This window comes from Desulfoluna sp., assembly GCF_030145185.1.
GTDB lineage: Bacteria > Desulfobacterota > Desulfobacteria > Desulfobacterales > Desulfolunaceae > Desulfoluna.
Genome location: NZ_JAQYWB010000018.1, coordinates 1 through 12677, shown reverse-complemented (window position 1 = coordinate 12677; position 12677 = coordinate 1). Strand labels below are relative to the sequence as shown.

Annotated in this window: 12 protein-coding genes; 3 read left to right on the top strand and 9 right to left on the bottom strand. The window is 54.5% G+C overall.

The features are described 5' to 3' along the window. Positions 1-9: 9 nt before the first annotated feature. Positions 10-1038: a 4-hydroxythreonine-4-phosphate dehydrogenase PdxA gene (gene pdxA, locus Q1Q75_RS07505; RefSeq protein WP_300668798.1), complete on the bottom strand. Its 1029-nt coding sequence runs from the start codon at positions 1036-1038 to the stop codon at positions 10-12. A 122-nt stretch (positions 1039-1160) separates the two neighbouring features. Between pdxA and Q1Q75_RS07500 the strand changes: the two genes are divergently transcribed. The 3 genes from Q1Q75_RS07500 to Q1Q75_RS07490 all read left to right on the top strand — a co-directional run bounded on the left by Q1Q75_RS07500 (position 1161) and on the right by Q1Q75_RS07490 (position 5249). Further along, entirely contained in the window at positions 1161-1577 is a 417-nt protein-coding gene (locus Q1Q75_RS07500) for a hypothetical protein (protein WP_300668796.1), read from the top strand. Between the two features lie 310 nt (positions 1578-1887). Then, a complete protein-coding gene (dnaA, locus tag Q1Q75_RS07495; protein ID WP_300668794.1) occupies positions 1888-3252 on the top strand; it encodes a chromosomal replication initiator protein DnaA in 1365 nt (454 codons plus the stop codon). 620 nt (positions 3253-3872) lie between these two features. Further along, positions 3873-5249 (top strand): FAD-linked oxidase C-terminal domain-containing protein, encoded by a 1377-nt coding sequence (locus Q1Q75_RS07490; RefSeq protein WP_300668791.1) that lies wholly within the window; start codon positions 3873-3875, stop codon positions 5247-5249. A gap of 167 nt (positions 5250-5416) precedes the next feature. On the opposite strand, the gene Q1Q75_RS07485 is transcribed toward Q1Q75_RS07490, so the two are convergent. The 8 genes from Q1Q75_RS07485 to Q1Q75_RS07450 form a co-directional block, all read right to left on the bottom strand. Further along, positions 5417-5614: a hypothetical protein gene (locus Q1Q75_RS07485; RefSeq protein ID WP_300668789.1), complete on the bottom strand. Its 198-nt coding sequence runs from the start codon at positions 5612-5614 to the stop codon at positions 5417-5419. Between the two features lie 106 nt (positions 5615-5720). After that, positions 5721-6497, bottom strand: a complete 777-nt coding sequence (locus Q1Q75_RS07480; protein ID WP_300668786.1) for an inositol monophosphatase family protein — start codon at positions 6495-6497, stop codon at positions 5721-5723. A gap of 86 nt (positions 6498-6583) precedes the next feature. After that, positions 6584-8251, bottom strand: a complete 1668-nt coding sequence (gene hflX, locus Q1Q75_RS07475; RefSeq protein WP_300668784.1) for a GTPase HflX — start codon at positions 8249-8251, stop codon at positions 6584-6586. Continuing rightward, positions 8248-9678: a replicative DNA helicase gene (gene dnaB / locus Q1Q75_RS07470; RefSeq protein WP_300668781.1), complete on the bottom strand. Its 1431-nt coding sequence runs from the start codon at positions 9676-9678 to the stop codon at positions 8248-8250. The genes hflX and dnaB overlap by 4 nt, the downstream gene beginning before the upstream one ends. A 256-nt stretch (positions 9679-9934) precedes the next feature. After that, entirely contained in the window at positions 9935-10402 is a 468-nt protein-coding gene (gene rplI / locus Q1Q75_RS07465) for a 50S ribosomal protein L9 (RefSeq protein WP_300668778.1), read from the bottom strand. Positions 10403-10513: 111 nt separating this feature from the next. Beyond that, positions 10514-10798: a 30S ribosomal protein S18 gene (gene rpsR / locus Q1Q75_RS07460; protein WP_300668774.1), complete on the bottom strand. Its 285-nt coding sequence runs from the start codon at positions 10796-10798 to the stop codon at positions 10514-10516. Between the two features lies 1 nt (position 10799). Further along, positions 10800-11336, bottom strand: a complete 537-nt coding sequence (gene rpsF / locus Q1Q75_RS07455) for a 30S ribosomal protein S6 (protein ID WP_300668771.1) — start codon at positions 11334-11336, stop codon at positions 10800-10802. A 195-nt stretch (positions 11337-11531) separates the two neighbouring features. Next, positions 11532-12677, bottom strand: a 1146-nt coding sequence (locus tag Q1Q75_RS07450; protein ID WP_300668768.1) for an AMP-binding protein, incomplete at its 5' end; no start/stop codon positions are given.

Sequence of the window (12677 nt, the reverse complement as noted above, 5' to 3'; positions counted from 1 at the left end):
AACGACGGTTTATTTCAAGGGCCGGTTTGTCTTCAGGCGGTTACATGCCTGCTTGGCGGCCATTTCCATGGCGCAGAGGAGGCTGTTTTCGGAGGCGATGTTTTGCCAGGCAATGTCGTAGGCGGTGCCGTGATCCACCGAGGTTCGAATGATGGGAAGTCCCAGGGTGGTGTTCACTCCATCATGAAAATGGACCATTTTGAAGGGAATAAGGCCCTGGTCGTGGTACATGCATACCACCGCATCAAAATGCCCTTCAACGGCTTTAAAAAAGACGGTATCCGGGGGCATGGGGTCGCTGATGGTACAGTCTGGATGCATGGCGCGCGCTTGCATGACCGCAGGGGCGATAAGGCGACTTTCTTCGTCGCCAAAGAGCCCCTCTTCGCCGGCATGGGGGTTGAGCCCGGCCACGGCGATGCGTGGGGCCGGGATGCCGAACCGCTCTTGAAGGGATCGGGCGGTTAGGCTGATCAGGTCCTTGATCATCGGGGTGGTCAACTCGAGGACGACCTGGCTCAGGGGGATATGGATGGTGACCAGCACCACTTTTAAGCGATCGCCAGCCATCATCATGGCGAATTCGGTCGCCCGGGTTCGTTCTGCGATGAGTTCGGTGTGTCCGTGGTATTCGGATCCGGCCAGTTTCATGGCCACTTTGTGGATGGGGCCGGTGACGATGGCATCACAGCCCCCGTCGAGGGCCAGGTCTACGGAGCGGGTGATACAGTTGATCATTGCCTGGCCGGTACGGGCCGTGGGCGCTCCGGGGATGACCTCATCCCGGGAGAGGGCAGAAGCGGGGAGAAGGTCCACGATACCGGGAGTGAACTGGGCTTCGTTGACGTCTTGAATCGGGCGGATAGTCAGGGGGACACCGGTGGTCTCTATCGCTTTTTTGATCACCTCGATATCTCCCACAAGCAGGGGGCGCATGCCCTGATACGCACGGGGGGAGTGAAAGGCTTTGACTGATAATTCCGGGCCGATGCCGCAGGGGTCGCCCATGGTCAGGGCCAGCAGAGGGGGCTGGATCATGTTTTCTCCTTATTAATATAAAGGTGAGGGGGCCGTCAAAGGTCATCGGGCCTTCACCTGTGGGGTTTGGCTGTATCGTTCGGGGTTCCGGTGGGGTTCAAGATAAAAACAGGTGAGAACCCTTGAATACCGAACATCATCCCATCATATATATCAGCAGCCTCGACGTAGGGGAATGTAAAAAAAAGAAAGGGGGGGGACCAATGCCCTTGCCCTGGCTTGAGACACTCGATGGGGAACCCGGGAGCCTTTCCCTTATATTGTGGTGGTGGACTCTCTCGCCTCAACAGGTGGGGGGCGGGTGGGTAAATGGGTGTGTTATAGGGACCTTGGATGCAACAACCGCGGGGGCGTCAGGAGAAAAAAGAGGAATGCTTCTAAGGGTTTTAAATGGTGAAGTATTTGTGGCGGTGGAACAGAACGGATGGGTGGCTCCGGTGAAATATGGAGCAAATCGAAGTAAAATAGCGAAAAATGAAGATTTCAAATTTATCGAGATAGTCGAGGAAATCATGGATCCGTTGAATATAGTTGGATAATCCTTCGTTGAAGGATTGAGAATGTTTAAGGGGGGTTGCGTTTTTCGCCAACGGGATACGTCTTAAAAACAGATACTTGAATAATCATGACGAGGGAATGCCGTGGGTCTTGAAAATCGCAGATATTCGGGTTGACGGGGTCATCACGTTGGATTAATACCAATTTAAATCACGATGGAGGATCCCGTCCTCTGATTCTATCCTTGGTATTCTGCAATGTATCGGGAATAATCGAAAATTTTGGTGTATTAGAACGAGCCCTGTGTCAGGGAATAGCCTCTTATTGTTTTTTATCTGGTGAGCATACTGTATGGAATCGGTTTGGAATAATGTTAAAGCTGTGTTGGAGGGGAGACTTCCCGGGCACAGCTTCCGAATGTGGATTGAACCTGTAAAATTTGAGAACAGGAGTGGAGATGCCTTCCGGGTCTCGTGCCCCAATTCCTTCTCAAAAAAGCGCGTTCAAGATCACTACGGTTCCATGATTCAGGATGAAATACGCACCCTGTTGGGGTCGGATATCAGTCTCTGTTTGGATGTGCGAAAAGGTACAAACGGCTCCAGCCGTCCCCCGCTGATAAAAAAAGGGCTGAGAAAGGTGGAGACCCAGCTGGTGATCCCCAACGTGGCCAATCCGGTGATGCACAGTGGTCGCATGTTGCGCCCTGATTTTACCCTGGATGATTTTGTGGTCTCGGGCAATAACGATTTTGCCTATTCGGCGGCCCTCTCCCTGGCTTCGTCCACCCAAAGACAAAATAGCTCTTTGTTTCTTTTGTCCGATACGGGCATGGGCAAGAGCCACCTGACCCAGGCCATCGGTCACCACATCAATCGAAAGAAACCGGGCGAACGCGTTTATTACATCACGGCGGAAGACTTCACCAATGAAATGATCGGCTCGTTTAAAAACGATACCGCCGGTCAGTTTAAGGACAAGTATCGTTCCCAGTGTGATGTGCTGCTTCTGGAAGATGTTCATTTTCTTGGGGGCAAGGAGCGCACCCAGATTGAGCTGGCCATGACCCTGGACTATCTGATGGAGTCTGGGAAAAAGATCATGTTCTCCAGTTGCTATCTGCCCAATGATATTCCCAAGATGAATGAGCAGCTGGCCTCACGTTTTACCTCGGGACTTATTTCCCCCATTGAAGATCCCAACTTCAGGACCCGTGTACGAATCTTGAAGAAGAAGGCAGCTGCAAAGGGGTACCATCTTTCCATGGATGTGATCGAGTACCTTGCCGGTGAACTCACCGACAATATACGGCAGCTTGAGAGCGGCCTTGTCTCTGTCAGCGCCAAATCGTCCCTTATGGGCGTTCCTCTGGATCTGGATCTGGCGGAGAGTGTGGTGAAGAATATCGCCACCAAGAAGAAGAGAGTCACCATCGACGTGATCAAGAAACTTGTTTGCCGAGAGTTCAATATTACGCCGGTCGACATTGTTTCCAAATCCCGGAAAAAGACCATTGTTAAACCCCGCCAGGTGGCCATCTACCTCTCCCGGAGGTACACCGACCAGCCTCTTCAGGCCATCGGCAAAAATTTCAACCGTTACCATGCCACCGTGATGCATGCGGTTGGAACCATCGAAAAGGACATCCGTCAGGAGGTCCAGATGCGAAATCAGATTGATTACCTTTCCAGGAAAATTGAAAACGGCGATTTTTAAAGCGATCTTTTTGTAGGCAGGGGAAGCTGTTGTGACAGAGGCTCTCAAGCTGAAAACAGTCATTTTTGTCGTTTAATGCGATCACGTGGAGGGCTTCGTGCAACCACTTTTCGGGGGTGGATTTCATGTGGCCATGGGATAAACCGATCTGGGGTATGGATTCGAAAACGAAAAAACGCCTCACAGAGGCCCTGGAGAAGAGGGCCCCGGCCATTGTTTGCCCTGATTGTTTTCTCATGAAATATCAGGGTTAGGGCTTGGTATGGATCCACATGAAGTCATGCGTCTCCAGGTGGAGAGTCTGCGGGAGTTGAGCCGGCAGATTCATTCGTAACCCTTGTTATTATGATGTCCATTCGCAATTCCCCTCTTTTTCTTCTGGTTATTTCATTAAAATAAAATTCATGAACAAATGATTCGCACAGGCGTAGGGGCATGATATGATGCTGATTTGTTTGCTGGGGTGATATCAACGGTGGTTTGATGGATTTATCCAGTGCCGGTGCAGGACGGTTTCAGCTGTTGCCGGGTCTTATGGTTCATTTATTCTGGGGCTTCATGCTCTGGCAGACGCGGTTTTCTCGAAGAGAACCCACCGGTAGGGTCCGGGTGAGGACGGTATGGATTTAACGCGAAGGGCGCTTTCCGCCCTGAAAAAAATATACGGCAAAGAGCGGCTGAAAACCTCGTTGGAAGACCGGGTTTGCTATGCTTACGATGCACGGAACATGACATGCACCCCCGATGCGGTGGTGTTTCCAACCTCTGCTGAGGACATTTCACAGACCCTGGCCCTGGCCCATGCGTCGGGATTTCCCGTGGTGCCCCGGGGCAGCGGAACTGGAACCACCGGGGGTTCTGTGGCTGTGGATGGGGGGGTGATTCTTGTGACCACCCTGATGAACCGGATTCTCGAAATTGATACGGATAATTTTACGGCCGAGGTTGAACCGGGTGTGATTACAGGTGATTTCCACCGGGCTGTGGAGGCGAAAGGGCTTTTTTATCCGCCCGATCCCTCCAGCGCCGGGGTCTCTACCCTTGGGGGCAATGTCGCCGAGTGTGCCGGTGGCCCTCGGGCCGTGAAGTACGGCGTGACCCGGGATTATGTCCTGGGTGTGGAAGCGGTTCTGCCCACAGGGGAGATCATTCGCACCGGCGTCAGAACCGCCAAAGGGGTGGTGGGGTATGATTTGACCCGGCTTCTGGTGGGGTCGGAGGGGACCCTGGCCGTGGTGACGCGGATTCTGCTCAAGCTTTTGCCTTTACCCGCTGCCACAGCAACCCTGAAGGTCTCTTTCAGGAGCATGGAAGAGGCGGCAGAGGCCGTGACCCGGATTATTGCCTCAGGCACCCTGCCCCGTTGTGTCGAGTATATGGACGAGGCATCTATTGTCTGTGCCCAATCCATTGCCGATCTCGATCTCCCAGAGGGCTGTCGTTCGATTCTTCTTATTGAGGTGGACGGCTCGTCATCGGAGGTCCTCACCTCGCTCGCGACGGTGACGGGTATCGTCACGGAGGCCGGGGCCATGGCCGTTGAGGAGGCACGAAATGACGACGAGGCGAAACGTCTCTGGACCGTTCGGAAGAAGGTCTCACCGGCCCTCTATCTCTTTGGCCCGGACAAGATCAATGAAGATATCGTCGTGCCGCGAAGTGCGATTCCCCAGATGGTGAAGAAGATCGAAGCCCTGAAAAAAGAGTATGGGCTTCCCATGGTGAGTTTCGGCCATGCCGGAGACGGAAATATTCATTTTAACGTCATGATTGATAAGAAGGACCCGGTGCAGCGACTTCGGGCCGATGCCGTCATAGACGAGATCTTTGACCACACCCTGGCCCTTGGGGGAACTCTTTCCGGAGAACACGGGGTCGGGATCACCAAACGGGATTACATCGGAAAAGAGATCGGCGAAAAGGAATTGGAGTTGATGCGGGGTATTAAAAAGCTCTTTGACCCGAAAGGGATCTTGAACCCGTCGAAAATTTTTTGAGACAAAAATCTTAAAAAGGCTGGGGGCACGATGATAACTCGCTAAAAAAGACCCTTTCGCGGTTGATCGTCAGCCCGCTTTTTTTAAAATCAAAAAACCCGGCAGGGCGTCTCCATAGACAGGAGGCTCGGCCGGGTTTTTTTGTGGATATCTTGCCTTTTCAGGTCTTACTGGAGTCGGGCGGGCATGGAGTCGCTGCTCATGAGATCTTCGATGAGCTCCATGCGGTCATTTTGATCCCGCTCGATGATGCATTTAAGGCAAAGGGCGCAGTGTTTGGTGCACACTTTGTCGTTGATGTCGAAGTTTCCGAAGCAGTCGATATACGCCTCAGATTTTTGGGTGAAAACAATATCGTTGAGCATAGATCCCCTTATTATTTTGATGGCTCTGGGTTTGCGGCAACTCCCGTTCGGATTGTTGGGTCCGTGGCCCTTTAAAAGGGGGCCGGGGTGTGCGGCTCTGCAGGCCTCATGTCATCAACAGCGTGATCATTTCCTGATGAATACCCCCATTGGTGGCAAGCATTTCAACCTCACCAGGTGTGTACTTTTTCCCGTTGAAATCGGTGATACGGGCTCCGGCTTCTTCCGCGATAAGGACGCCTGCCGCCGTGTCCCAGGCCTTGAGGTTTTCTTCCCAGAAGCCGTCAAAGCGTCCGCAGGCGAGGAAGCAGAGGTCGAGGGCTGCGGAGCCTAAGCGGCGAACGCCCTGGGCCGCATCGAGACAGGATTCAAAGCGAGAAAGAAGCCTGGGCATGATGTCTCGAACATTGTAGGGAAATCCGGTGACCAGAAGGCTCTCTTCCACCGTGGCCGCCTCACTGACTGAAATGGGTCGGCCGCAGAGGGTGGCTCCTTCTCCCTTTGTTGCCATGAAGAGTTCTTCGGTGATGGGGTTGAAAACCACCCCGAAGACGGTTTCGCCATGGGCCTGGAAGGCGATGGAGACAGAAAACAGAGGCAGGCCGTGGGCAAAATTTGTGGTCCCGTCCAAGGGGTCGATGACCCATCGGTAAGGACTCTCTCGATGGCTTGCCCCACTTTCCTCTGCAAGGACATCATGGTCAGGAAAGCGGCGGGTCAGGGTTTCTATGATCGCCGTCTCAGAAGCGGTATCCGCTTCGGTGACCAGATCAATCCGTCCTTTTCGGTCCACTCTGAACGAGCTTCCGTACATATCGGAAAGAATCCGTCCCCCTTTAAAGACGGCGGAAAGGGCCGTATTTTTAATTGCTTCCATATCCATGGCTAACACATTTATCCTTTTTGCCCTGGTGAGTCAACATCTATGATGGCACAGGCAAGGGTCCATATATAGGGTGTTCGCTACGTTTATTCATCCATGCTCGGCAGATCTTCCGGAAGGGTGTCGGTGAGGAGGGTTTCTATTCGATCTTCGATGTCGTGGAGCAGTGGGGTCAGCGTGGCGCGGTTAAGGGCGGAGATGAAGAGGCCCCCATGCTCTCTGGAGAGTCCATCGCGTCTCTCGTTATCAATGCGGTCGACTTTGTTGAACACCTTCAGGGTGGGGATGGCGTCGAGCTTCAGGTCTGAGAGGATTTTTTCCACGGAATCGATCTGTTTTTTGCATTGCGTATTGGAGGCATCGATGATGTGGAGAAGAAGATCCGCCGATTCCAACTCTTCCAGGGTGGCCCGGAAGGAGACCATCAGCTCTTTGGGCAGGTCCCGGATAAACCCGACGGTGTCGGTGATGATCACTTCGATATCCTTTGGGAATCGAAGACGCCGACTGGAGGGGTCCAGGGTGGCGAAAAGGCGGTCTTCCACCAGGACCCGGCTTTGGGTCAGGGTGTTGAGCAGGGTGGATTTCCCCGCGTTGGTATAACCGACAATGGAGACCACGGGGACCCCTTTTCGGTTGCGTTTGGCCCGTTGCTGGCCTCGCTGTATTTTGACGCTCTCAATCTGTTTGGACAGGACGGTGATGCGGTCCCTCACGCGCCGTCGGTTGAGCTCGAGTTTGGTTTCACCGGGGCCGCGACCTCCGATTCCGCCGGTGAGACGGCTCATGGCGGTGTTTAAGGTGATCAGTCGCGGGAGCATGTATTTGAGCTGGGCCAGCTCCACCTGGAGTTTGCCTTCCCGTGTCTGGGCCCGTCGTGCAAAGAGATCTAAGATCATCTGGGTGCGGTCAATGACTTTTATCTCTACCTGATCGGTGATGGAGCGGATCTGTGCCGGGGAGAGCTCCTGGTCAAAGATGAGGATGGAGGCACCTTTCTGCATGGCGGCGATGGTGATTTCGCTGAGTTTTCCGCTTCCTAAGAGGTGCTTGGGGTCATTTTTTTTGCGAATTTGAAGCACGGTTTCCACGATATCGATGTTGCAGGATCGGGTCAGCTCTTCGAGTTCATGGAGGGATCCCATGGCCTCTTTTCGAGGGCGAGTCGTGACGCTGACCAGAATGGCCCGTTCTTCGGCATCTCCGGCGGAGAGAACCCGTTCTTTACGGGTCAGTTCCTCTTCAACTTCCTTCACGATAACGTCCAGGTCATCGCGGAGATGGCCTGGGGCCATGGGGGGCAGCTCGATGGTGGGGCTGCCGGTCTCTTCGGGGGTGACGTGGGCGGTGTGGACCCGGTGCACCGATCCTTCAGGGGTCAAGGTGATGGCGGCCATGAGGTCAAAGCGAAGCAGGGCAAGGTCGGTGTGGTCGTCTCGGCTCAGCCCCTCCTCGGGCTTGAGGTGGGTGTGGATATACCGAAGTCCGAGAAGGCGACCCGGCAGGGGGGTGTAGCCCTTGAGCTCCGGAATGTAGATCTGATCCGGGGTGCCGACAATGACGAACTCCACTTTTCCAGCGCGAGTGGCAAGAACGGCCACCTGTCTTCTGATTTCATGGCTGAGGGTGGCCAGCTCGTGGGCCAGGTCGGCGTTGACGGCGACCCCTTGGGGGAGGCGCCGTCGGTAGAGGGATTCCAGGCGTTTCTTCTGGTTGGCCTTCAGGCCTTCGATATGCCCGAGTACTTTTTTCATTCGTTGTCCGGCAGAGAGTAATCGCCGATGGCGGCGTTTTCAAATCGGGTGTATTTGCCAATAAAGGTCAGATGTGCCGTGCCCACAGCACCGTTACGGTTTTTGGCGACGATGATTTCGGCTTTGCCTTTGTTGGGACTGTTCTCTTCCTTATTATATACCTCGTCGCGGTAGATGAAGGCGACGATGTCGGCATCCTGTTCGAGAGAGCCTGACTCCCTGAGGTCGGAGAGGAGGGGGCGTTTTTCCGCCCGCTGCTCGAGCATACGGTTGAGCTGAGACAGCGCAATGACCGGGACGTCCATCTCCTTGGCCAGCCCTTTAAGGGAACGGGAAATTTCAGCAATCTCCAGGTCGCGCCGGTCTCCGGTGGTTCCAGACCCACGCATGAGCTGGAGGTAATCCACGATGATCAGGCCCAGTTCCCGGTCTGCCCGGAGGCGTCGGCATTTGGCCCGTATCTCCATGACGCTGATACTGGGGGTGTCGTCAATGTAGAGAGGGGCCTGACTGATGACGCTTGCGGCTTCAGTTACCCGTTCCCAGTCATCGGCTCCGATGGTTCCGCTCTTCAGTTTTTCCGAGTTGACTCGGGCTTCGGCGGTGAGCAGACGCATGGAGAGCTGCTCGCAGCCCATTTCAAGGGAGAAGATAGCCACCAGCTGATCTTCAAGGACCGCCACATTGCGTGCCAGGTTGAGGACAAAGGCTGTTTTGCCCATACTGGGTCGAGCCGCCAGAATGATCAGGTCGCTTTTCTGGAGCCCGGAGGTGAGCTTGTCTACCTGGGTATAGCCCGTCGGGACACCCGTAAAGTCGCTTCCGCTGTTCTGGCGTTCTTCAATGGTGGTGATGTTGCTGTTGATGAGATCGTTGATATGGGAAAAGGAGGGTTTGATCTTGGAGTTGGAAATCTCGTAGATCGACCCTTCCGCCGTATCGATGATCGTTTCCACCGGCCCCTGCTCTTCCATGCAGTTGTTGATGATCTGTGAACAGGTTTCGATCATGCGCCGAAGGCAGGCTTTGTCCCGGATAATTTCGCCATGTTTGACGGCATTGACGGAGATGGGGACACTGTCCACCAGGTGGGAGAGGTAAGCAGCGCCGCCGATTTCATCCAGTTGGCCTTTCTGTGTGAGGCGGTTGGCAAGGGTCACGATATCCACCGGCTCAGATCGGGCAAACAATTCGGTCATGGATTCATAGATCTTCTCGTGGGCTGGCTTGTAGAAGTCTTTGGAGGTCAGCATCTCAATGACATCCACCAGGGTGTCATTGTCAATGAGGATGGAGCTTAAGATGGACTCCTCCGCATCCAGGGCGTGGGGAGGGAGTTTTCCCCTGAAGCCACCGTCATCTCCGCCCGCCTGGCGGTTATCGGACTGTTTTGTTCTGGGCTTTTGCGACCCGAAATTCGTGAGCATGATGCTGTTGGTCTCTTTTTTTCGTTTTTTTGTCGTTGGTATGAGGTCGGGACGTTTTTTTAAAAGAGCTATCAGGTCCCCGGGACGATGGCAATACTTTCCCCCAGGCTGCGGATGAAAATATCAGGGGCTGTGGTACAGGGCAGGGGGGCAGCTCCTTGTTGCATCGTTCCGTCTTTCGCTCAAATAAAAAAAGGGGGCCCGCCGGATATCGGCGGACCCCCTTATGGCTTTTCAGTCTTGGAGAAAGAGGAGGTTACTCCCCTCCTTCCTTGGCTTCCGCCTTCACCTCAACGGTGATTTCAGGCTCAACGTCCTTGTAGAGACGGACGGGAACCTTGTAGGTACCCAGCTCCTTGATGGGAGCGGCCAGAAGCAGCATGCGCTTCTCGATGGTCACTTCCTGGCCCTTAAGGGCTTCCAGGATGTCCTGGGCAGTAATGGAGCCGTAGAGACGATCTTCATGGCTGACCTTGGCGATGAGAGTACAAGAAATTTCCTGTACTTTTTTAGCCAGTTCTTCAGCCTGCTCGCGCTCTTTGGCGATCTGAAGTTCAAATCGAGCCTTCTGCTGCTCCAGAAGTTTTCTATTCTGGGGCGTGGAAAGGACGGCTTTCCCGCGGGGGAGGAGGTAGTTGCGTGCGAATCCGTTCGCAACGGTAGCCTCAGCGCCGATAATGCCCAGAGTATCGATGGTTTCTGTTAAAATAACTTTCGTTGCCATAGTTTCCTCCACTGAAGGGGGGGGCACCCTCTTCAAAGTGAACCCGGAACCGTGTCCGGATATCCGGCTTTGTTCAGTTTGTCATCGAAGCGGCTTGCGCCGCACCGCGCATTATGAATCCAGATTTCCGACGTAAGGCAGCAGCGCAATGGTACGCGCGCGCTTGATCTCACGGGTAAGAACCCTCTGGTGTTTGGCACAGGTGCCGGTGATGCGTCGGGGAATGATTTTTCCGCGTTCAGAGATGAAGTACTTGAGGACGCGGGTTTCTTTGTAATCGATGACGATACTGGAGTCGGCACAGAAACGGCAGACCTTCCTGCGATGGTAAGTCTTTTTGCGACCGCCCTTGCGTCCGGGTTTCCCTTTTCCTTTTCCTCGTGCTGGTACGGCCATCTTATTCCTCCTCTTTGGTCTCAGGTTCTGCAGGTTCCTCAGCTTTTACCTCTACAGCGGGGGCCTCTTCAGCAGGTGCTTCTGCAGCAGGTGCCTCTTCGGCAGGAGCTTCAGTTGCAGGAGCTGCTTCTGCAGCAGGTGCCTCAGTCGCAGGTGTTTCCACATGCGCCACTGTTTTGGGTGCAGCGTCTGCCTCTGCGGCAGCGGCTTCGGCCTGTTCTCTCTCTGCGATAACGTCGGCTGGGTTGACGTCGTCACCGAGAATGATGGTCATGAACTTGAGAAATTTATCGTCAAGGCGGAAATTTCGCTCCAGCTCGGAAATCAATGCACCGTCGCCGCAGTAGTCCACTCGAACATACTGGCCACGTGATTTTTTGCTGATTTCGTAAGCAAGCTTGCGTACGCCCCAGTCATCGAACTCAATCATGACGCCATTAAAAGCGGCAATGACCTCTTTGACCTTCTCGTAACGCTGGTTGCGAACCTCCTCGCCCAGATCGGGATCGAGGATGAATACGGTTTCGTAACGTCTCATGTAACCTCCTTATGGATGTAAAGCCCTGCGCTGATTTTAACGCAGAGCAAGGATCTAAAGGCCAATACCGGCCTTGAAAAACTTCCCTTATTAACACTCTTTTCAAAGGGATGTCAAGGGAGGAACCGGAACCCTGTGAAGGCCGGGGGACGTGGGGTGCATGGGGGCTGTCCCGGCTCGTTATCGCGGCGTTTTTTAAGACCCGGCGGTGGATGCCGCGATGCTGCTGAGGTGAACCAGGGCGAGCTCTCGTACCTTTTTTTTGTCCAGCTTCTGCACATCGGTGAGGGGCATTTCGTCGACAAAAAAGACGGACTTTGGGACCGCATATCGGGCCACGTGTTCTTTGACAAAGGCAATGAATTCGTCTGGGGTGACCCGGTTTTTATAGCCAGGTTTCGGCTGAACGCAGACGACCACCCGTTCACTGCCTTCGCGATCTTTGTCTGGGACACCGACGGTGGCTGCGTGTTCAATGGCCGGGTGGCTGTAAAGGATGTCATCGACCTCCCGGGAATAAACCTTGTAGCCAGAGACATTGATCATGTCTTTGGTGCGATCCACGACGGTGAAGTAGCCGTGTTCGTCGACGGTCACCACATCTCCGCTGTGGATGTATCCCTTTTCATCGACGCCGGTCTCCTCATCCGGCCAGTAGCCGAGCATGCGCTGGGGGCCACGCAGCAACATTTCACCGCGGACGTCAGGGGGGAAGTGGTCTGTGTCGGCGAGGAGCCGGCCGGTGCCGGGTTCTATGATGCAGAGATCGGTGTCGGGCATGGGGATGCCTGTGGCTCCGTGTTTTTCCGGGGTTTTTCCCTTTGACGCCGATTGACGGGTGAGGGCCAGAAGCAGGGAGAGACCCCGTGTGATGACGTACCCCACCGCCTTGGGGCCTATCAGTCGCAGGAGGCGGTTGAGAAGAAAGCTCAGGCCCGGAATGCCCAGGGTGAAGGTGAGGATCCTCTGAATCCATCGACCGCCCATGGCCCGCAGGAGCAGTGAGGGGTTCAGGTGGGTGCTGGGCGACATCTCGGAGAGCCCGTAGCCCTCCATGATGGCTCCGCAGGCGCTTTTTTCGAATTGTTTTTGTGTGCTCGGGGGCAGGGGGGCCGATCCGGAAACCCCCAGCACGGTGATCCCCTTGAGTTCGGTTTCCGCCATTTTCATAAACTGGACCGGCACGCCGAGCTGCAGGAGGGGATAGTGGGTGCGAATCATGGTGACCATGGCGTCTGTGTCTCGGGCGTCGGGGATAAGGATCTGGTTGTAGCCTTCAAGGGTCATGGTATGCATGATCATATGGCCGTATGAGTGAAAGAGGGGCAGGCCAAGCAGTGT

Excerpts from the sequence above, each read along its gene's own strand:
- pdxA (WP_300668798.1), bottom strand. The coding sequence starts at position 1,038 with ATGATCCAGCCCCCTCTGCTGGCCCTGACCATGGGCGACCCCTGCGGC.
- dnaA (WP_300668794.1), top strand. The coding sequence starts at position 1,888 with ATGGAATCGGTTTGGAATAATGTTAAAGCTGTGTTGGAGGGGAGACTT.
- Q1Q75_RS07490 (WP_300668791.1), top strand. The coding sequence starts at position 3,873 with ATGGATTTAACGCGAAGGGCGCTTTCCGCCCTGAAAAAAATATACGGC.
- Q1Q75_RS07485 (WP_300668789.1), bottom strand. The coding sequence starts at position 5,614 with ATGCTCAACGATATTGTTTTCACCCAAAAATCTGAGGCGTATATCGAC.
- Q1Q75_RS07480 (WP_300668786.1), bottom strand. The coding sequence starts at position 6,497 with ATGGATATGGAAGCAATTAAAAATACGGCCCTTTCCGCCGTCTTTAAA.
- hflX (WP_300668784.1), bottom strand. The coding sequence starts at position 8,251 with ATGAAAAAAGTACTCGGGCATATCGAAGGCCTGAAGGCCAACCAGAAG.
- dnaB (WP_300668781.1), bottom strand. The coding sequence starts at position 9,678 with ATGCTCACGAATTTCGGGTCGCAAAAGCCCAGAACAAAACAGTCCGAT.
- rplI (WP_300668778.1), bottom strand. The coding sequence starts at position 10,402 with ATGGCAACGAAAGTTATTTTAACAGAAACCATCGATACTCTGGGCATT.
- rpsR (WP_300668774.1), bottom strand. The coding sequence starts at position 10,798 with ATGGCCGTACCAGCACGAGGAAAAGGAAAAGGGAAACCCGGACGCAAG.
- rpsF (WP_300668771.1), bottom strand. The coding sequence starts at position 11,336 with ATGAGACGTTACGAAACCGTATTCATCCTCGATCCCGATCTGGGCGAG.